Annotated in this window: 18 protein-coding genes; 6 read left to right on the forward strand and 12 right to left on the reverse strand. The window is 69.5% G+C overall.

Going from position 1 to position 20,049, the window contains the following annotated elements; all coding sequences use genetic code 11:
• Positions 1-25: 25 nt before the first annotated feature.
• Positions 26-796: an enoyl-CoA hydratase/isomerase family protein gene (locus tag ABZU72_RS13015; RefSeq protein ID WP_355019268.1), complete on the reverse strand. Its 771-nt coding sequence runs from the start codon at positions 794-796 to the stop codon at positions 26-28.
• Positions 797-1,048: 252 nt separating this feature from the next.
• Entirely contained in the window at positions 1,049-2,941 is a 1,893-nt protein-coding gene (locus ABZU72_RS13020; RefSeq protein WP_355019269.1) for a right-handed parallel beta-helix repeat-containing protein, read from the reverse strand.
• 233 nt (positions 2,942-3,174) lie between these two features.
• Between ABZU72_RS13020 and ABZU72_RS13025 the strand changes: the two genes are divergently transcribed.
• The gene (locus tag ABZU72_RS13025) at positions 3,175-3,939 is read left to right on the forward strand and encodes a FadR/GntR family transcriptional regulator (protein WP_355019270.1); all 765 of its coding nucleotides are present in this window, start codon (positions 3,175-3,177) and stop codon (positions 3,937-3,939) included.
• Positions 3,940-3,974: 35 nt separating this feature from the next.
• On the opposite strand, the gene ABZU72_RS13030 is transcribed toward ABZU72_RS13025, so the two are convergent.
• From ABZU72_RS13030 to ABZU72_RS13040, 3 genes are read right to left on the reverse strand one after another with little or no spacing between them, the layout of a single operon-like run.
• Complete coding sequence (locus tag ABZU72_RS13030) at positions 3,975-4,847, reverse strand: carbohydrate ABC transporter permease (RefSeq protein ID WP_355019271.1); 873 nt, start codon at positions 4,845-4,847, stop codon at positions 3,975-3,977.
• A complete protein-coding gene (locus ABZU72_RS13035; protein ID WP_355019272.1) occupies positions 4,844-5,839 on the reverse strand; it encodes a sugar ABC transporter permease in 996 nt (331 codons plus the stop codon). Before ABZU72_RS13035 ends, ABZU72_RS13030 begins: the two co-directional genes overlap by 4 nt.
• Positions 5,840-5,869: 30 nt before the next feature.
• Positions 5,870-7,129: an ABC transporter substrate-binding protein gene (locus ABZU72_RS13040; RefSeq protein ID WP_355019273.1), complete on the reverse strand. Its 1,260-nt coding sequence runs from the start codon at positions 7,127-7,129 to the stop codon at positions 5,870-5,872.
• A 215-nt stretch (positions 7,130-7,344) separates the two neighbouring features.
• On the opposite strand from ABZU72_RS13040, the gene ABZU72_RS13045 reads away from it, so the two are divergent.
• The 3 genes from ABZU72_RS13045 (at position 7,345) to ABZU72_RS13055 (ending at position 10,570) form a co-directional block, all read left to right on the forward strand.
• Positions 7,345-8,331 (forward strand): hydroxyacid dehydrogenase, encoded by a 987-nt coding sequence (locus tag ABZU72_RS13045; protein WP_355019274.1) that lies wholly within the window; start codon positions 7,345-7,347, stop codon positions 8,329-8,331.
• Positions 8,328-9,803 (forward strand): hypothetical protein, encoded by a 1,476-nt coding sequence (locus tag ABZU72_RS13050; protein WP_355019275.1) that lies wholly within the window; start codon positions 8,328-8,330, stop codon positions 9,801-9,803. Before ABZU72_RS13045 ends, ABZU72_RS13050 begins: the two co-directional genes overlap by 4 nt.
• A gap of 74 nt (positions 9,804-9,877) precedes the next feature.
• Positions 9,878-10,570: a TIM barrel protein gene (locus ABZU72_RS13055; RefSeq protein WP_355019276.1), complete on the forward strand. Its 693-nt coding sequence runs from the start codon at positions 9,878-9,880 to the stop codon at positions 10,568-10,570.
• A gap of 19 nt (positions 10,571-10,589) precedes the next feature.
• On the opposite strand, the gene ABZU72_RS13060 is transcribed toward ABZU72_RS13055, so the two are convergent.
• From ABZU72_RS13060 to ABZU72_RS13090, 7 genes are all read right to left on the reverse strand, one after another.
• Positions 10,590-13,253 (reverse strand): right-handed parallel beta-helix repeat-containing protein, encoded by a 2,664-nt coding sequence (locus ABZU72_RS13060; RefSeq protein ID WP_355019277.1) that lies wholly within the window; start codon positions 13,251-13,253, stop codon positions 10,590-10,592.
• 93 nt (positions 13,254-13,346) lie between these two features.
• Positions 13,347-14,195: an amidohydrolase family protein gene (locus tag ABZU72_RS13065; RefSeq protein ID WP_355019278.1), complete on the reverse strand. Its 849-nt coding sequence runs from the start codon at positions 14,193-14,195 to the stop codon at positions 13,347-13,349.
• Entirely contained in the window at positions 14,188-14,511 is a 324-nt protein-coding gene (locus tag ABZU72_RS13070) for an L-rhamnose mutarotase (RefSeq protein ID WP_355019279.1), read from the reverse strand. Before ABZU72_RS13070 ends, ABZU72_RS13065 begins: the two co-directional genes overlap by 8 nt.
• A gap of 33 nt (positions 14,512-14,544) precedes the next feature.
• Positions 14,545-15,150 carry a lactate utilization protein C gene (locus ABZU72_RS13075; RefSeq protein WP_355019280.1) on the reverse strand — a complete coding sequence of 202 codons (606 nt, stop codon included), beginning with the start codon at positions 15,148-15,150 and terminating at the stop codon, positions 14,545-14,547.
• Positions 15,137-16,573: a LutB/LldF family L-lactate oxidation iron-sulfur protein gene (locus ABZU72_RS13080; RefSeq protein WP_355019281.1), complete on the reverse strand. Its 1,437-nt coding sequence runs from the start codon at positions 16,571-16,573 to the stop codon at positions 15,137-15,139. Before ABZU72_RS13080 ends, ABZU72_RS13075 begins: the two co-directional genes overlap by 14 nt.
• Positions 16,573-17,304, reverse strand: coding sequence for a (Fe-S)-binding protein (locus ABZU72_RS13085; protein WP_355019301.1), 732 nt, complete (start codon positions 17,302-17,304; stop codon positions 16,573-16,575). Before ABZU72_RS13085 ends, ABZU72_RS13080 begins: the two co-directional genes overlap by 1 nt.
• 5 nt (positions 17,305-17,309) lie before the next feature.
• Complete coding sequence (locus ABZU72_RS13090) at positions 17,310-18,260, reverse strand: aldo/keto reductase (protein ID WP_355019282.1); 951 nt, start codon at positions 18,258-18,260, stop codon at positions 17,310-17,312.
• Between the two features lie 149 nt (positions 18,261-18,409).
• Here ABZU72_RS13090 and ABZU72_RS13095 point away from each other — a divergent pair, with 149 nt between their 5' ends.
• Together ABZU72_RS13095 and ABZU72_RS13100 are read left to right on the forward strand one after the other, a co-directional pair.
• Complete coding sequence (locus ABZU72_RS13095) at positions 18,410-19,270, forward strand: fumarylacetoacetate hydrolase family protein (RefSeq protein ID WP_355019283.1); 861 nt, start codon at positions 18,410-18,412, stop codon at positions 19,268-19,270.
• Positions 19,267-20,034 carry an SDR family oxidoreductase gene (locus ABZU72_RS13100; RefSeq protein ID WP_355019284.1) on the forward strand — a complete coding sequence of 256 codons (768 nt, stop codon included), beginning with the start codon at positions 19,267-19,269 and terminating at the stop codon, positions 20,032-20,034. Before ABZU72_RS13095 ends, ABZU72_RS13100 begins: the two co-directional genes overlap by 4 nt.
• Positions 20,035-20,049 lie beyond the last annotated feature (15 nt).

The following is a 20,049-nucleotide window of genomic DNA, read 5'->3' on the forward strand; positions in this document are numbered from 1 at the left end:
GCTCCCGCCAGCGCTCGGCGCAGGCTCAGCGCCCGAGCACGGCGCGGAGCCGATCCACCTGGGCGGTGCGCTCGGCGAGACGCTGCTCGTCGAGGCTCCGGCTCGACGCAGCCGCCAAGAGCTCGTGCGTACGCCGCACCGCGGTCGCATCATGGGCGACGAGCGACCCGACCAGCTCGATGAGGGCCGAGTCCAGCTCAGCGGCCGGCAAGACGCTCTGCGCGAGCCCGATCAACTCGGCCTCAGCAGCGCCCACCCTGCGCGCGGTGGCACAGATCTCGAGCGCTCGCGAATAGCCCACGGCGTCGACCAGCGGCTTGGTGCCGGCCAGGTCGGGAACCAGCCCCAGCGCAGGCTCCTTCATGCAGACCCAGGCGTCGTCGGCCATGATCCGCAGGTCGCACGCCAGCGCCATCTGGAAACCCGCCCCGATCGCGTACCCCTCGACGACCGCGATCGAGATGAACCTCGGGTCCGCCAGCGCCGCGAACGGCCGCTGATACTCCCCGATCAGGTCGATGACCTCCTGGTCGCTCCGCGCCAGCGTCGAGACCAGGCTCCCCGCCACCTCGGTCTGACTCGGGTCGACCAGCGACAGGTCCAGCCCCGCGGAGAACGTGCCGCCCGCCCCGCGCACCACCACGACCCGCACCTCAGCCGGAAGGGACTCGAGGAACTCGGCGATCGCCGCCCACATCGCCGGATGCTGGGCATTGCGTACGTCGGGACGGTCCAGTAGCACGGTCGCCACCACACCGTCGATGCTCAGATCCACACCTGGTTCGTTCATGTTCATGGCTTCGCCGATCCCTTCAGTCAGGAGTACGTCGAGCGACGCGGCACCAACCTAGAGGACCTCTACGTTGGCGTGTAGACGGCAGTGCCATGCGTCCGGCGGGAGCATCGCGCAGCCACCACGGTCATAAGGTCGCCTCATCATCGCTCGTTTCCCGGCAGAGCGATCCAACCCGAGACGGCCGCAGGCCCGGCGCGATGCGCCGGGCCTGCGGTGGTGGTGCTCCCAGCACGAAGCCGGGTCAGCGGGTCCCTAGGAGCGGGCCGCCTCGATCTGGGCAGTCACGTCGTAGGGGAACTCCGAGGTGATGCCGATCTTGTCGTACTCCATCTTCGAGGCGTCGAACCCGTCGTTCCAGTTGCCGTTGGTGACCTCGTTGCACTGGTAGGACTGGTAGGACTGGTCGGTGGTTTCTCCGACCTCGATGTTGGCGAAGGAGAACCCGCAGCCGCCGGCGTCCATGTGGATGCCGCGCGTACCGGAGTCGGGCATCTCCCCGACCGGGTCGGTCAGTACGTCACCGATCACCATCTGCTCCACCTTGTTCTTGACGGGGTGCGGATCCTGGTTGGCCACGCCGTACGTGTAGAACGCGCCCATGTCACCCGAGTCCAGGCCGGCGTTCTGGATCTCGATGTAGCGGAAGGTGTTGTTGTCGGTGTACTGCTCGCCGTCGATGACCTCCGGACGCGACTCCAGGCTGATGCCGTACCGCGCGGAGTGGTTGACGAAGACGTTCTCGACCAGGTTGTTGCCGGTGTCCATCAGCTCGATCCCGGAAGCGTCGCCGGGCACCAGCTCGCCGATGTGGTCGATGAACACGTTGGAGATCGTGTGTCCGTGGCTCAGGTCGCCCTCGCCGGGCCAACCGCCCTCGATCTTGATCGCGTCCGCGCCGATGTTCTCGAACAGGCTGTTGGTGACCTTCAGCCCCTCGTTGGCGAACAGGGCGTAGACACCCATGAACCCGGTGTCGGAGACATGCAGGTTGGTCAGCGTGATGTCCTTGGTGTTCTCCAGCGTGATCGCACCGAACCGGTTGCGCGGCATCTCGATCTGCCGGTCGTACTCGGGGTACTTGTGGGGCTCACCCGAGTCGCCCGCCGAGATCCATCCCGCGCGGTACCAGTCGACGAAGTCGCTGTGCTGCAGCCCGATCCCGTCGAAGGTGATGTCGTGTGCGCGCCGCTCCGGCGTCGCACCCTTCACATCGATCAGCTTCTTCACCGTCGGCGCCATGATCCGCACCTTGCTGATGTCGCCCTTCGGCTTGTAGTAGACCTCGTTGTTGGCGTAGTCGAAGTAGTACTCACCCGCCTGGTCGAGGAACGGGAGAGCGTTCTGGATGAAGTAGCGCGAGCCGCCACCGCTGTTGACCAGCGCGTAGCGGGTCCAGTACTTCAGCGTGGTGAAGCCCTTGCGGTAGTCGGCCCCACCGAGCGGCACGGTGTCGGTGAACCAGCTCCAGGAGCCACCGGACCACACGGTCACCTGGGCGTTGGCCAAGGGGTTGCTGGTCGGGGTGTCGTCCCATGCCGGGTCCCAGTCACCTTCCTCCCAGTACAGCCACTGCCGCACAGCCTCCTTCTCGGGCTCGCCGAGCTTGGAGAAGAGGTACGGCCCGTGCGAGTCCTCCGACCCACGGTTGGGATAACGGGCGACCTCGGCTCGTGCACCGTCCTCGAACAGCGTGTAGAACCGCTGCCCCGGCTCGACCTTGGTCTTGTAGATCCCGTCGCGGAACGGCTCCCACCCGGTCAGCTCCTTCGCGCCGGTCACGACCGCCTTACCCGGTCCGTCCACCGACCGGTAGACCACGTCGTGGCCGTTGCTCCCGCTGTCGCGGTCATCGAGCTCGAGCGTGGAGTCCACCTGGTACTCGCCGGCCCGGACGTTGACCGTGACGTCGCAACCCATCTGGGCATTGAGCTTCTTGTCGCGGATCTGGTCGCGGGCACGCTCCAGGGTCGCGAACGGCGCGCTCTCCGACCCGGCGGCCTTGTCGCTGCCGTCGGTCGAGACCCAGAGGGCCTTGCACTTTCCTCCCGCCGCGTCGGCGGTTTGCGTGGTGACCGCGAAGCCGGTGACCGCTACGACGGCCGCCGCGGCCAACGCGCCCAGGCGGCGCGTCATTGGTTGCTGCATGGTCCGTTCCCTTCTCTATGGGGGCGGAGCGCCCGGCGAGAGACAGAAGGACCACCCAAGGGTGGCCGTGCGGCCTCCGAGACGAGCTCCGTGTGACATACGCCACGCAACTAGGGTGATGTCATACATATGACGTGTCAAGAGCTGACTGGATGATGAGATGCCTCGCATGGGTCCACGCCGCACGGTCAGATGAGCGTCGCGGCGACGTACGATGTCCTACACTTCCGGTTATGCCGCAACCGCTTTCCCGGACCACCACGGTCCTCTCCCAGCCGCGTGACCGGCAGCCGATGCTCGGCGTGGTCGTCGTCGACGAGCTCGTCGACGCGATCGTCTCCGGGCGCCTGGCTCCGGGCGACGCGCTGCCGCCCGAAGGACCGCTCAGCGAGCAGTTCGGCGTGAGCCGCACGGTCGTACGCGAGTCCGTGAAGCGCATCGAGGAGAAGGGCCTCGTCACGATCGCGCGCGGGCGTGGCACCGAGGTGCGCCCGATGACGGCGTGGAACACGATGGACCGAGTGGTCCTCTCCGCCTTGATCAAGCACGACGAGACGCTGGGCATCCTCGACGAGCTCAGTGTCGTCCGCGCCCAGCTCGAGTCGGTGATGGCGGCAGAGGCCGCCCAGCGGCGATCGGACGAGCAGGTCGCCGAGCTCGACCGGGCGATGCAGCGGATGCGAGAGAGCACCGCCGACGAGGACGTCTTCCGCGCCGCCGACGTGGCCTTCCACGAGACCGTCATGGAGCTCTCCCGCAACCGGCTCGCCGGCAACATCGCTCGTACGCTCATGGACCACGCACTGGAGAGCTCCCGCTACCACGGGGTCGACACACCCGACGCGTTTGCCGTGACCCTGCGTGAGCACGAGGCCGTGCATGCCGCGATCTCCGAGGGCGACTCGGTGCGGGCGCAGGACGCGATGAACAACCACATCCTCGAGGCATGGCGCCGCCGCAGGCTGCCCCTGCCCGACGCCGGCAACCGCGAGGACTGAGCCCGTGCGTGGGCGGCCACCCGGCCGCCCACGCCTCACCCCTTGACCGCTCCGGCGGCCAGGCCGCTCATCACCCAGCGCTGCGTGAGCACGAAGATCACCAGGATGGGCAGCACGGCCAGCAGCAGAGTCGGAAACACCTGCGTGTAGTCGGCGGAGTACTCCCCCACCGAGGCGTAGACACCGGTGGTGACCGTGTAGAGGCCCGAGCCGGGACCCAGGATGAGCTGCGGGCTGGCGAAGTCGTTCCACACGCTCAAGGTGTTCAGGATGAACACGGTCGCCACGATCGGCTTCATGAGCGGCAGGATGATCGTCCACAACGTCCGGTACGGACCGGCGCCGTCGATCGCCGCCGCCTCGTCAAGCGAGGCGGGCAGCATCCGGATGAACCCGGTGAAGACGAAGATCGTGAACGGCACCGTCGCCGAGGCCATGAAGAGCACCAGCCCGGGGAACGTCGACATCAGCCCGAGCGCCCGGAGCACGAAGATCACCGGCACGAGGATCACCTGGGTCGGGATGAACATGCCCGAGATGAAGAACAGCAGCGCCGCACCGAACACAGGGCGAGGCGAACGGGCGATGACGTACGCCGCGGGCGCGCACACACCGATGGAGACGATGTTGACGCAGATGACCAACCCGATCGTCACGGCGTAGCCGAACGCGATGTCGAAGTCCGGGTTGTTCCAGGCAGCGACGAGATGCTCGAGCGTGAACTGGCCGGGCGAGAGCGAGAAGGGCCTGCTGACGATGTCGCGCTGGTCCTTGAACGCGTTGACGACCAGGAGGTACATCGGGACCAGCATGAACAGGCACAGCGCGGTGACCGCGGCGTACCAGGCCGGCGTACGACGCTCGCCGGTCAGGCTCCGGCGACCCGTCAGTGCTCGCAGGGCGCTCATTCCTGGACTCCCTGGTCGTGACGGCGTCGCAGCGCGAGCACACCGAACGCGAGGATCGCAGCCACCAGGATGAGGACCACGGCCTCAGCCGAGGCCAGCCCGACCTGCCGCTTGGGGAACTCCACGGCGAGGATCTGATAGGCGAAGGTCTTCGTGGAACCCGCCGGCCCGCCGCCGGTCAGGGACACGACGACGTCGTAGGTCTTGATCAACGAGATCATCGAGGTGATCAGGGCCACCGTCACCGACGGCGCGAGAGCCGGCCAGGTGACGTGGCGGAAGGTCTGCCAGCGATTGGCGCCGTCCATGCGCGAGGCCTCCAAGAGCTCGGCGGGCACGGCCTGGAGCCCGGCGAGATAGATGAGCAGCTGGACGCCGAACTGCGCCCAGGCGATGACGAGGATCAGGGTGGCGAGCGCCCAGGTCTCGTCGCTGAGGAACGGGAGCGGGCTGCTCCCCACGCTCTCCAGCAGCGAGTTGACGGCGCCCTGCGGGCCCAGGATCGCCGACCAGAGGAAGCCGACCACGATCAGGCTGAGCACGTGAGGGTAGAACATGACCACCCGGGCGAACGCGGTGAAGCGGGTGGTCCGCCACAGCAGGAGAGCCAGGCCCAGTGCCGCGGCGTTGATCACCATCGACCCCGCGACCGCGACGATCGCGGTCACGACCATGGAGCCTCTGACGTCAGCGGACTCGAAGAGCCTCACGTAGTTGTCGAAGCCGACGATCTCCGGAGTCTGTGTCGGGAAGCCGTTGTAGTCGGTGAAGCTGTAGTAGACGGCGTACCCGACGGGCACGACGAGGAGGCCGACGAAGACCACCAACGCGGGCAGCACCATCGAGGCCTCCACCCACCGCGAGGTGCGTGGACGGGAACCAGATGACCGGCCGATCGGCCGGCGAGGCCGGCGAGGCCGGGCCTCTCCCTCCCGCGGCAGGTCCGCTGCCGCGGGAGGGGTGTCGGTGTTGCTGGCGCTCATGAGAGCCATCATCGTTCTCCTCGTCGTGGCCCCGAGGGGTCAGCCATTCTGCTCGGCCCAGTCGTCGAGCGCCTTCGCGGCATCCTCGGGGCTGGTTCCGGTGTAGAGGCTCTGCACGATCTCGGTGAACTTGTCGTTGAGGCCCACGACGGGCAGGCGGATGTCGCCCGCGCCCTCGCCCACCGTCACCAGCTCGGGTGCCTCGTCGATGATCGCCTGGATCTCCGTCGCGACCGGGGACTGCTCGACGGAGGCTCCGGCACGGAACACGCCGTCGGCGGTCAGCTGGCTCTCGATCGCAGCCTGGTCGGTCACGAGGTACTCGACGAGCTGGAGGGCTTCGTCGGAGCGCTCGCTACCGGCGTAGACCATGTAGGGGCTGGCCATGGTGGCGCCCTGGGGGCCGGGGTAGGCCATGCCCTTGTCCACCGGCGGGGAGAAGACGCCCACCTCGAAGGGGAGCTCGCCCGCGTTGTCCAGGCTGGCGACGAGCCAGCTCCCGAGCGGGTACATCCCGACCTTGCCGTCCATGAAGTTGGCGTCGGCCGTGGTCGGGTCGAGGCCGACATCGGTCTTCTTGATGTAGCCGTCGCCCAGCCAGGTGGCGTAGTGCTCGAACATCGGCTCGAAGGCGTCACCGAGGGTCAGCTTCTCGTCGGCGACGGCCGACTGCCACTCGGGCTGCTCGGTGTTGAGGGTGGGGTGCCACAGCTGCTGGAGCTGGAGGCCGGTCTCCCACTGGCCCGCGGTCTGCAGCGGGGTGTAGCCGGCCTCGGCGAGCTTGCCGAGCGCGGCGTCGAACTCGTCCCAGGTCTGCGGGGTGGCCTTGACGCCGGCCTTCTCGAAGGCCGTCTTGTTGTAGTAGACGAGCGACTGCGCCTGGGAGCCGACACCGGCGACCAGTCGCTTGCCGTCGATGGCGTAGGTGTCGACCATCGGCGTGTCCTCTACCCAGCTCTCGTCGGAGAGGTCGAGCACCTCAGGAGCGATCTGGTCGTCAGGGAAGATCGACTGCACCACGTCGGGGGCGGTGCCCGCAGCGAGCTGAGAGCTGAAGGTCTCGCTCACGTTGGTGCCGGTCGGACCCTCGATCTTGACGTCGATGCCGGTCTCGTCCTCGAAGGGCTTCACCAGATCGTTCCAGAAGTCCTTGGTGAGGTTGTCGGTCAGGTTGACCAGCACCCGCACCTCCTTGCTGTCGTCGCTGGCGGCGCCGTTGCCTCCGCAGGCCGCGGTCGCGATCAGGGGAAGCAGAACCGCTGCGACAGCACCCGCCCTCCACAAGCGTCGTGTCTCCACAGGAATCTCCGTTTCGTCGTCCGTCGATCTTCATCCGACGGAGGTTGTTCGCGTGGACTCTGGCGATTCGGACTGCCGACCACCGGAGTGAGGAAAGCGCTATCCCGGGCGCCAACGTGACGAAGATAACACATCTTATGTTTAAATGGGCAAGCCCAGATCTCGCCGTTTCCGAAACGGCCCCGACAGCCTCGACGACCGAGAGGATCCGCCTCGTGCGCGCCGCTTTTGCGATGACTCCCCATCTTCAGCATCGGTTCTTCGATGCACCCCTCCTGGCCGAGCTGGGCGAGCTCGTCGACATCGATGCCGACGAGGTGCTGACGTCCTACGACGACCCACGTGCCGCCGAGGTGGAGGTGCTCATCACCGCCTGGGGCACGCCGACCATCGACGCGTCGGCGCTCGCCCGGATGCCACGGCTGCGCGCGGTCGTCCATGCCGCCAGCTCGGTGAAATATTTCTTCACCTCGGCAGCCTGGGAGCGTGACCTCCGGGTCACCTGCGGCGTGGAGCCCAACGCCCGCCCCGTCGCCGAGTACGCCCTGGCCGCGGTGCTGTGGGCGACGAAGTCGGTCCTGCCGCTGACCGAGCGGTTCCGCGCCGAGCGCGTGGCTCCCGATCTCACCGTCGACGACACCATCGACGGTGCGTACGGCACGACCGTCGGCGTGCTGGGCGCCTCGGCCACGGGCCGGGCACTGATCGAGCTGCTCGCCCCGTTCGACCTCACCGTCCTGGTCAGCGACCCCACGATCGACGCGGCGCGCGCCACCGAGCTGGGCGCCGAGCTCGTCGACCTCGACCAGCTCTTCGCGCGCTCGCGCGTCGTCTCGCTCCACGCACCGCTGCTGCCGCAGACCCGGCACCTCGTCGACGCCCGCCTGCTCGGGCTGATGAGCGACGGCGCGACGCTGATCAACACCGCCCGAGGAGGGATCGTCGACCACGACGCGCTCCGCGCCGAGCTGGTGTTGGGCCGGCTACGCGCGGTTCTCGATGTGACCGAGCCCGAGCCGCTGGCCGCTGACGATCCGATGTGGAGCCTCCCCAACGTCACCCTGACCCCGCACATCGCCGGCTCGCAGGGCAGTGAGCTGCACCGCCTGGGCCGCGGCGCCGTCGACGAGGTGCGTGCCCTGATCGAGGGCCGGCCGCCTCTGCGCCCGGTCGACCCCACCAGCCTGGCCACCAGCGCATGACCGACACCTTGAAACCGGAGACCGATGTGACGACCCCCACCCCTGCGCCCGACCTCGCCCACCTGACCCGCTGGTTCCTGACCTGGGTCACCGACGAAGGGGCGATCAACGGCTTCCACAACCACAGCGTGTGGGGCACGAACCCGGCGACCTTCCTCGACTGGACCAGCGGCCACGCCGCCTTCTCCGCGCCGGCGCTCGGCGCCGTCGCACAGCTCCTCGCCGCGCAGCCCGACGACCGGGCCGCCGAGGTGTGGCGCCGGATGATGCGCTTCCAGAGCAGCGCCCTGCAGGACGACGACCAGTACAAGCACGTCGGCTTCCAGGTCGGGGAGTCGGCCACGACCGGCCTGATCCACAACGCCACCGGCAGCATCGGTCTGCTCCTCGGGCTCAAGCACGCCCGGCACCTGCTCGACGACGCCGAGGTCGACCGCATCGTCGACGTCGTCCGCCGCAACCTGGTCGCCCTCCACTCCTTCGGCGGCGGCCGCCCGGCCGAGGACGGCACCTGCAACCAGGAGTACGCCCGGGTCTGGGTCAAGCTGCTGCTCTCCGAGGTGACCGGTGACGACAGTGGGCTGGCCGAGATCGGCGAGGACCTCGACGTCCTCATCGCCCGCCACCACGAGCCCGGAGTCCCGGACGCCGACTCCTCGGGCACCTGGCGGCAGGCCGAGGATCGGGTCACCGGCGGGATCCTCGAGCCCGCGGAGTACTACGGCCTGATGATCATGCCACTGCTGCTCGGCCATCTCCGCCTGGGTGAGCAGCGCTACCTCGACGAGGCGGTGCGGCTGTGCCGCCACGTGGCCCGCTCGGCGTGGACCGACGCGGACGGCCAGACCCGCTTCCACCGCTACTGGTACGTCGCACCCAGCACGACCCTGAAGAGCGACACCCCCATGCTGATCGCAGGCATGGGACTGTCGCTGCACGGCATCCGCGAGGTGTGCCGGGTGCGCCCCGACGCCGAGCTCGAGGAGTTCATGGCGCGTTGCCGGGCGACGTACGCGCACTATCAGGCCCCGGCCGGCTACTTCGCCTCGGCGACCCACTGGGGCACCGAGGCCGACGTCGCCCCGAGCACCGCGTGGCACGCCCACGACCTGGTCTTCCTCGCCGACGACGCCGAGGACCCGGGCCCGGACTTCTGGACGACGGTGCTCACGCCCGACGAGCGCCAGTCGGTGCTGATGACCAACCGTGCCGTGTGGGCGGAGCACGGCGTGCACTGGTGCATCCGCAGCCCGCTCACCGCGGGCGACCTCCACCTCTACGGCCGCAAGGACCGGGCGGTGTTCGGGCGCGACTTCTTCGCATGGACCGACAAGGTGCCGCTCGACGACGAACTGCGCTATCCCGAGGCGCCGCTCTTCCTCGAGACCAACGACGGCATGCGTCGCGTGGACACCTCAGATCGCCCCACGGACGTCTCCACGCTGGGCACGACCTACCGGGGCGCGCTCTGAGCACGCCCACCGGCCGGCCCCTGCTGCGTCCCGGGCTGTGCTCCGTCACGGCCCGTCACCTCCCGACGGACCGGGTGCTCGAGGCCGCCGCGGAGGCCGGTCTGGCCTGCATCGAATGGGGCGCGGACGTCCACGCCCCGCCTGCCGGCGACCTGCGCGGTCTGGCCGACGCGACCGCTGCCGCCGGGCTGGTCGTCAGTTCTTACGGCACCTACTGGCGGGCCACGCCGGACGACGGGGTCGCGCTGATCGGCGCGGCCCTGGCGTTGGGTTGCACACGCCTACGCATCTGGGCCGGCACCACCGGCTCGGCCGAGGCCTCCCCCGCCGAGCGCGCCGAGGTCGTACGCCGCGTACAGAGACTGGCCGACGAGGCGGCTGGCCACGGCCTCGAGCTCGCCTTCGAGCACCACGACCTGACGCTCGCGGACACGGTCGAGTCCACGCTCGATCTAGTCGCCGAGGTGGACCGGCCGAACGTCGGCACCTACTGGCAGCCCCGGGTGGGCGAGCCTGCGGAAGTGGCCCTGGCCGGGCTGGCCCGGCTGCTCCCGCACGTACGTGCGGTGCATGCGTTCTCCTGGTGGCCACGTCACGAGCGCCTGCCGTTGGCGGCCCGCGCCGACCTCTGGCCGGCGGCCCTGGAGATGCTCGCTGCCACCGGGCGACCGACGGACGTCCTGCTGGAATTCCTGCCCGACGACGACATGTCGCTGCTGCCGAGCGAGGCAGGTCGCCTGCGCGAGTGGATCGCGCAGACGACCTGACTGCTCTGTCCGGGAAGGCTCAGCCGGCGGCCGGGCCGCCGGGGAGCCCGATGCCGTCCCTGGTGACCAGCCGGTTCCAGTTCGCCACCCACTTCCGGCCGAAGGTCTGCGCGACCTCGCCGGTGTAGCTGAAGCTCAGGGTGTCGAGGTCGAGCCCGGCGGCCTCGAGCGAGGCAGGCTTGCTGAGGTTGGTGTTGATCTTGTCGCTCCACGTGGCGAGGCGATAGGTCGCGGCCGGGTCGGCGAACGAGTTCTCCCCGGCGCGGTACTCGCCGCCGCCGATGATGACCGAGCGGTCGATCGCATTGCGAGCGGGCACATAGAGGGAGTTCGGGTTCTCCCACACGGTCGCACGGTCGCAGCCGTTGGTGGCAGCGGGCGCGTAGTCCGCCTTCTTGCAGTCCTCGCCGGTCGCGGTGACGCGCGGGACGTACCAGTCCCCGATCTCCGGGAACACGATCGGCTTCCCGTCGGAGTAGCGGGCCTTGCCGCCTGTGTAGTGACGGTGCCAGCGGGCGACGTCCTCATCGGTGGCCGAGTACTTCTCTCCCGGCCGTACGTCGAGGAACGAGTTGTAGCGGCTCTGCACCACCCAGCCGTTGGGCACCGGCAGGCCGGTCTCGCCGTTGCGGTGGTAGAGCTGGTCGTGGCCGGTCTGGTCGACGTCGATGAACACGTTGTCCGTCGCATTGTTGCTGTGGCCCGACTGGAAGAACACACCCGAGTGCGCGTTCTTCACCACGTTGTGGTGGAACCGCATCCCCGAGACGCCGTCATCCATGTAGAACGCGTCGTTGGAGCCGCCGATGGTGTCGAAGAAGTTGTACGCGACCTCGTTGCCCAGATAGGTGTAGTCACGCCCGGTGTAGACGACGCCCTGGTCGCCGGCGTTCTTCACCAGGTCGTAGAAGAAGTTGTGGTTGACGCGCATGTCGTTGCCCATGATCTGCACCGCCATGTGGGGCGCGTCGTGGACGTAGTTGTTCTCGAAGCTGTTGCCGACGCCGTACAGATAGCCGGCCGGCGTGTAGGTCGCCAGCCGCGAGAAACGAGCGATCTCGTTGTTGCGGGCCACGTTGTCGCCGCGCTCGAGAGTGCTGCGATCACCGCCGCCGAGCAGGACTCCGCCGCCGCCGAGGTCGTGGAGGTAGGAGTTCTGCACGACGTTGTCGTGGCCGCCGCGTACGGTCTCGTAGTCGGGCAGGGCGGTGATCGACTCGGTGGTCTCGCCGATGCGGATCGCGTCCATGCTGACGTTGGAGATGTCGACGCCGTCGATCAGCGTCTTCTCGGCGTCGAGCAGCTGGACCGCGCTGATCAGCGAGTCCGACATCGACAGGCCCTTCAGCGTCACGCCCGTGGTGCCCTCGAGCCGGAAGATGTTGTCGTCGAAGGCGCGCAGCGTCGCGCTCTTGCCCTCCATCGTCCCGCCCGCCGGCTTGTAGTAGACGACGTCGTTGCCCGCGTGGCGGTCGATGTAGTACTCACCCTCGGCATCCATCTCGGAGAGGATGTTGATCGCCTTGACCTTGGTGTAGTCGTTGCGGGGCCAGTACATCGAGGGGTACTTGGCGTACATCGTGGTGCCGCTCCAGGAGACCAGCCGCACCATGTCGTTGGCGTAGTTGTTGCCGAGGTATCCCGAGAGCCACGCCTCGGTCTCGTACGTCGCGTTGTCGACGTCGGTGAGCTCCTGCGGGTCGGCCTGCACCGGGATGTGGGAGTAGGCACCGAAGCCGCGGGTGCCGTGATCGATGATCTCCGGCACGCCCTCAGGCGCCCAGCCCTGGTAGCGGTTGTTCTCGAGCAGACGGCCACCGACCTCGTAGAGGGGAGGGGTCATCTTGCGCATCTCGTCCTGGGACCAGGTGTCGCGGTCCGCGGGGTTGGCGAGCTGCTGCTTCTTGTCCTCGAACTGCGCACGCGGCGTCGTCCCGCTGATCGCCCAGTCGGGCTCCATCCCGAACCGGTCTCGCAGCGTCCACTGGATGAGGTCGTTGGTCGCCGGGACCTTCCACTTGCCGCCGTCGCCGTAGAGGTGGCAGCTGGAGTCGGCCCCGGTGCAGCCCTCCTGGTTGGGGAACTGCGCGAGCGTCTGCGTCCCGCCGTCGACGACGAGCTCGGGAGCGAAGGGCTGCGGCAGCCAGTTGAACCCGTTCTTGTAGAGCGTGCCGGGGTCGATGCCCTCGGCGCCCAGGTCGTAGACCCACACGCCCTCACGCAGGGCCGGCGAGTCGAGTCGGGCGTTCGAGGAGAACCGCGGCTGGGCGAGCTCCTCCTCGGACAGGTCCGCAAGCGGCCGCCAGCCCTGGGATTCCAGGGCGTGCGCTCCCGTGAGACGGACCTTCTCCCCCGCCGCGGCACGGTAGGTGACCCAGGAGTGCTCGGGACCGGTCAGGTCGATCGCGTCGTCGAGGACGTACTCGCCGCCGTGGACGATCACCGTGCCTCGGTCCTCCGCGGAGGTACGTCCGGCCAGCGCGTCGCGGGCCGCTTCCACCGTCCGCAGCGGCCGGCTCTTCGTGCCCGGGTCGGCGTCGTCGCCGTCAGGGGCGACGTGGACCGTGAGGGTCGTCTCGGCCGCGGTGGCGGGCTGCGTACCGGTGACGAGGACCGTCGAACCGAGTGCTGCCAGGACCACGGCCGCCGCCGCGCGGGCGCGGCGTGTCGTGCGAGTCTGCATGTCCGTCTCCTTGAGATATGACGTATGACATGTGTCTAACATCACAGGCAAGGTGTGGGCAAGCGTTTTCCAATGTTTCCGGGCGACGCCGATTCAGGTGGCGAGGCCGTAGACCCGAGCGGCCGTGCCACCCCGGACGTCGGCTCGGCCGGTGTCGTCGAGCCCGGCGAGCACCGTGTCGGCGAGGTCGATCACCGCGCCGTAGGACGAGCGCAGCAGGCAGACCGGCCAGTCCGATCCGATCATGGTGCGCTCGGCGCCGAAGACGTCGATGACGTGCGCAGCCCAGGGAAGCACCGCGTCGATCGGCTGGTCCGGGGCGAGCTCGGTGACGAGCCCGGACAGCTTGCACGCCACCGAGTCGTGGCGGGCTAGCGCGGCGACGTGTCCCGCCCACTCGTCGAAGGCGGCGGGGTCGATCACGGGCTTGCCGACGTGATCGAGCACCCAACGCCCGCCGGGGACCTGCTCGACAGCGCCGACGGCTGCCGGCAGCTGGGGCTGGCGCACCAGCAGGTCGTAGACGAGGCCCGCATCAGCGACAGCGGTGAGCCCCCGCAGCACGTCGTCACGGAGCAACCACTCGGGATCGGGCTCGGACTGCACCAGGTGCCGGATGCCGACCAGGAGGTCTCCCCCGGGGCCCTCGCGCAGCTCGGCGAGCCGGTCGGCGACGTCCGAGGCGGTGAGGTCGACCCAGCCGACGACCCCGAGGATCTCGGGGGTGGCCGCCGCCAGCGCGAGCAGTTCGGGGGTCTCCTCGGCGACCGCGACGGTCTGGACGACGACGGTCCCGGCGATCTCGTGGTCGTCCAGGTGGGGCCGGAGGTCGTCGAAGGAGAACGAGCGACGGATGGCCGGGAGATCGCGCGTCCACTCCTGGTCGCGGACCTCGAGGTCCCACACGTGGTGGTGGGCGTCGATACGCCGGGGCTCAGTCAAGGTGGAAGACCTCGGTCATCGTGGACCACTGCTCGTCCTCGGAGGCGGTGGGCAGCCGCTCCTGGCACGGGGCGGTGATCTCCCACCACCGCTGGGTCACGTCATGGGCAGCGATCGCGGCCATGTCCGCCTCGTAGTCGGTCCCGACGTACTCGAAGTAGCTGAAGAGCCAGCCGTCGCGCAGGAAGATGGAGTAGTTGCGGATGCCGCTGGCGGTCAGGCGCTCGAGCACCTCGGGCCATACAGCGGCGTGCAGCTCGACATACTCCGCCTCCTTCTCGGGGCGCAGCCGGACCACGGAGCCGTGTCGGGTCATGGTGGGAGTCCTCTCGGTGTGGTGGGCGAAGGGTCAGAGGTCGTCGACGAGGACGACGTGCAGGGTGCGCGGGCCGTGGACGCCCTCGACGCGGTCGAGCTCGATGTCGCTCGTCGCCGACGGGCCGCTGATCCAGGTCTGCGGCATCGCCGGGTCGAGCCGGGCGACGGCCTGCGGGACACCGGCCACGACCTGGGCGGCTCCGAGCACGCACACGTGCAGGTCCGGGACGAGGGTGAGCGCGCGACGTCCCTGACCGGGGCCGTGATCGAGCACGACCGTGCCGGTGGCGGCGATGCCGAGCGCGGCCGCTGAAACGACCGCGTCGATGGCGTCGAGCTCGGCGGCCGACTGCCCGGTGTCGTCGACGGATCCGCGGACCGGCCACGGCAGGCCCGCGGGTACGACGACGCTCCGGCCGGCGACCGCCCGCGCGAGCACCTCGGCGACCTCCGTCGCGCGGCACCGGGTGACGGTGGCGCGGTAGTCCTCGACCCTCTCCACGAACCGGGCGAGCACGGTGGACCGGTCGAGGTCGTCGCCGACGACCCGGTAGCCGCGCGGCACCTCAGCGGTCGGGTGGGGCGTGTCGCCGAGCGCCTGCCGGACTCGGCCCAGGATCTCCTCACGGGTGCTCATCGGCACCTCCTTCGGTGCGGCGCCACCAGGCGCGGAAGGACTCGGCCGGCGGGTCCGGCAGGTCGCGAGCCTGTGTCCAGGGGCGCGCGCCGGCGCGGCGGGCAAGCCTGATTCCGGTGCCGGCGAGGCGCTCGGCGAGGCCGAGCCGGCGTCCGGACGCGAGCGTCGCGCCGGCGGCCTTCATCGCGACCGCCTCGGGCTTGGGTACGCCGCCGCGGTGAGCGTCGACGACCTGCGAGCGCAGCTCCACGAGCACCGAAGGGATGTCGATGCGCACGGGGCAGGCCTCGAAGCAGGCGCCGCACAGCGTCGAGGCGTACGGGAGGGAGTCGGTCTGGTCGTCGTGCCCGACGCCCTTCAGCAGCGGGTTGAGGATGGCGCCGATCGGGCCCGGGTAGACCGAGCCGTACGCATGGCCGCCGGTGCGCTCGTAGACCGGGCAGACGTTGAGGCAGGCCGAGCAGCGGATACAACGCAGCGCCTGCCGGCCGACCTCGTCGGCCAGTGCACGGGTGCGGCCGTTGTCGAGGAGCACCACGTGCACCTCCTGCGGGCCGTCGTCCGGGGTGACGCCGGACCACACCGAGGTGTAGGGGTTCATCCGCTCTCCCGTCGCCGAGCGCGGCAGGAGCTGGAGGAAGACGTCGAGGTCGTCCCAGGTCGGCACGACCTTCTCGATGCCGACCACCGAGACCAGCACCTCAGGAAGGGTCAGGCACATCCGGCCGTTGCCCTCCGACTCCACCACGACGAGGGACCCGGTCTCGGCGACCGCGAAGTTGGCGCCCGAGACACCTACCTTGGCGCGCAGGAACTTCTCGCGCAGGTGCAGGCGGGCGGCCTCCGCGAGCCGCGCGGGCTCGTCGGTGAGGTCTTCCGGAGCGGGACGGCCGACCTCACCCATCGCGGAGGCGAAGATCTCGCGGATCTCGGCGCGGTTGCGGTGGATGGCGGGAACCAGGATGTGGCTCGGCAGGTCGTCGCCGAGCTGCACGATCAGCTCGGCCAGGTCGGTCTCCCAGGCGTCGATGCCGCGGGCGGCCAGCGCCTCGTTGAGACCGATCTCCTGGGTCGCCATCGACTTCACCTTCACCACCTCGGTGGCGTCGTGCGCGGCGGCGATGTCGCCGACGATGCGGCACGCCTCCGCGTCGTCGCTCGCCCAGTGGACGGTCGCGCCGGCCTTCGTGAGCGACTCCTCGAGACGTACCAGATGCTCGTCGAGGTGGAGCAGCACGTTCTCCTTGATCGCCGCACCGGCCAGGCGCAGCTCCTCCCACTCCTCGACCTCGCCGACGACGGCGGCGCGCTTGGCGCGGATGGTGCCGGTGGCGTGCGCGAGGTTGCGGCGCAGCTGGGAGTCGCCGACCGCCTCGCGGGCAGCCTTCGGGAACACCGGCATCCCGACGAACGTGCCGGTCATCAGGCACCCACCGCGGCAGGCTCGGTCTGGGCCAGGACGTCGGCCAGATGCATGACGCGTACGCCGGCACGCTGCCGTGAGAGCAGGCCTCCGACATGGGTCAGGCAGGACCGGTCACCGGCCACCAGCACCTCGGCCCCGGTCTCGCGTACGTGCCGGGCCTTGTCGGAGCCCATGGCGATCGACGTGTCGGAGTTCTTCATCGCGAAGGTGCCGCCGAACCCGCAGCATTCGGTCGCGCCGGGCAGGTCCACCAGGTCGATCCCTCGGACCTGCTGGAGCAGCCGCATCGGCCGGTCGCCGACCGCGAGCATCCGCAGCGAGTGGCAGGTCGGGTGGTAGGTCACCCGGTGCGGGAAGTAGGCACCGACGTCCTCGACGCCGAGGACGTCGACGAGGAACTCGCTGAGCTCGTAGACACGCTCGGACGTCTCGCGCGCCGCCGCCCGCAGGCCCTCGTCGCCGCTGCGGCGGGCCACCAGGTCGTGCTGGTGTCGGGCCGATCCGGCGCACGAACCCGAGGGCGTGACGACTGCTTCGTACCCCTCGAAGGCACGGACGAAGGTGCGGAGCACCGGCACCGCCTCGTCGAGGTAGCCGGTGTTGACCATCGGCTGGCCGCAGCAGGTCTGGGCCTGGGGGAAGTCCACCTCGACGCCGAGGCGGCGGAGGAGCCGGACGACGTTGCGCCCGGTGTCGGGGAACAGGGCATCGTTGATGCAGGTGACCATGAGGGCTACGCGCACGACGGCACCAGCCCCTGGCCGGCCAGGTCGGCCCACAGCGCGTCGGGGACCGTGGCTGCCAGACGCTCGAGGTTCTGCCTCACCTGCTCGGGCCGGCCTGCGCCCGCCACCACCGACACGACCCGCGGATCCTGCAGCGGGTAGTGCAGCGCAGCGGTGGCGATCTCGACCCCGTGGGCCTCGCACACCTCGCCGATCCTCAGCGCGCGCTCGAGGATGTCCTCGGGCACCTCGCCGTAGTTGTACATCGCACCCCTGCGCGGGGTGGTGGCGAGCAGGCCGCTGGAGAACACGGCCGCGGCGACGATCCTGGTGCCGTGCCGGTCGCACGCCTCGAGCAGGCCGTCGGCGACGGACTGATCGAGGAGCGTGTAGCGGTTGGCGACCATGACCACGTCGGCGAGGCCGGTCTCGACCGTCGCGGTGAGCGCCTGGACCGACAGGGAGCCGGTCCCGATCGCGTCGACCATGCCCTCCTCGCGGAGCTTCGCCAGGCCGGTGAGCGCGGTCTCGACTGCCGCCGGGTCACCGGACAGCTCGGGGTCGTGCACGTAGAGGATGTCGACACGGTCGAGGCCGAGCCGGGTCAGCGACTCCTCCAGGCTGCGGCGTACGCCGTCGGCGGAGTAGTCCAGGACCCGGTGCGAGCTCGCCGGGACCGCGAAGCCCATGTCGTCCTGGGACTCCCCGTCCCAGGCGGGGTTGGGCCGCACGAGCCGGCCCACCTTGGTCGAGACGACGAACTCCGACCGCGGACGCGTCGCCAGGAACCGCCCGATCCTCTCCTCCGACAACCCCAGCCCGTAGTGGGGCGCGGTGTCGAAGTGACGTACGCCTGCCTGCCAGGCCGCGTCGAGCGTGGCGTGACAGTCCTCGTCGGTGCGCGGCCGGAACAGGTTGCCCATCGGTGCACAGCCGAGTCCGAACAGCGGGATCTCCATCCGCCCTCCTCAACCTCTGACTCCACGGTCATCCGACCGCCACGTCGAGGCTAGACATCTGATGTTTGGGCTGTCAATATGCATTGAGGGCCGTATTCGGCGCTCGTAGACCACCATAGATCCGATTAATCAACGTTGGAGGCCACACCATGAAGTTCGCCCGCCTGGGACCCGCAGGTGAGGAGCTGCCCGTCGTCGTGCTCGAGGACGAGGTGCGCAGCCTGGCCGGTCTCACCGACGACATCGACGGAGCCTTCTGGGCCTCCGACGGACCGGCGCGAGCCGCCGCCGCCCTCGCCGCGGGCGATCTCCCTCTCGTCGAAGGCGCCGACACGCTGCGCGTCGGTGCCCCGATCACGCAGCCCGGCGCCATCGTCTGCATCGGCATGAACTACGCCGCACACGCCGCCGAGTCCGGCTCGGAGCCGCCCTCGGTGCCGGTCATCTTCTTCAAGGCTCCCAACACGATCGCCGGGCCGAACGACACCGTCACGATCCCGCGCAACAGCACCAAGACGGACTGGGAGGTGGAGCTCGGCGTGGTGATCGGGAAGCGCGCGTCCTACCTCGACTCCCCCGACCAGAGCCTGGATCACGTCGCGGGCTTCGTTGTCGCCAACGACCTCTCCGAGCGCGAGTTCCAGCTCGAGATCTCCGGTGGCCAGTGGAGCAAGGGCAAGATCGCCCCCGGCTTCAGCCCGATCGGCCCCTGGGTCGTGACTCCCGACGAGGTCGAGCACCAGAAGCTCACCATGCGCTCCTTCGTCAACGGCGAGCCGCGACAGGACTCCGTGACCGCCGACCAGATCTTCGACGTCGCGACGGTGATCCACCACCTCAGCCAGTTCATGGTTCTCGACCCGGGCGACCTGATCATGACCGGCACCCCGGAGGGCGTCGCGCTCTCCGGCCGCTTCCCCTACATCCAGCCCGGCGACGTCGTCGAGATCGAGATCGACGGACTCGGCCGCCAGCGCCAGGAGTACGTCGCCTTCGGGGCGCAGGCATGAGCGCCCAGGGAACGCGCGAGCTCGACGGGCTCGTCGCCCTCGTCACCGGTGGCGGCTCCGGCATCGGCGCCGCCGTCGTCGAGGTCCTGCTGGAGCGGGGCGCCCAGGTCGCGGCCCTCGACCTCGACCCCGATGGCATCCACCCCAAGGCCCTCGGCATCCGCGCCGACGTCACCGACGACGCGAGCATCAGGGCCGCGGTGGAGCAGACGGTCGCAGACTTCGGCCGGCTCGACATCGTGGTCAACAACGCCGGCATCGGCGCCCAGGGCACCGTCGAGGACAACCCCGACGAGCAGTGGCACGCGGTCTTCGACGTCAACGTCCTCGGTGCCGTACGAGTCTCGCGCGCCGCGCTGCCGCACCTGCGGCGCTCCCCCGCTGCGGCGATCGTGAACGTCGCCTCGGTGGCCGCGACCACGGGCATCCAGCAACGAGCCGTCTACTCCGCGAGCAAGGGTGCCGTCCAGTCCCTGACGCAGGCCATGGCCGCCGACCACCTCCGGGAGGGCATCCGGGTGAACTGCGTGAACCCCGGCACCGCCGCCACCCCCTGGGTGCAGCGCCTGCTCGACTCGGCCGACGACCCCGAGGCCGAGCGTGCTGCTCTGGACGCGCGACAGCCGCACGGCCGGTTGGTCAGCGCGGACGAGGTCGCCCTCGCGGTCGCGTACCTGGCCAGCCCCTCCTCGGGGTCGACCGCCGGCGTGGCCCTGGCGGTCGACGGCGGCATGGCAACGTTACGGTTGCGACCGACCGAGTGAGAGGACCAGGATCCC

Source organism: Nocardioides sp. NPDC004968, assembly GCF_040608935.1.
Taxonomy (GTDB): Bacteria; Actinomycetota; Actinomycetes; order Propionibacteriales; family Nocardioidaceae; genus Nocardioides.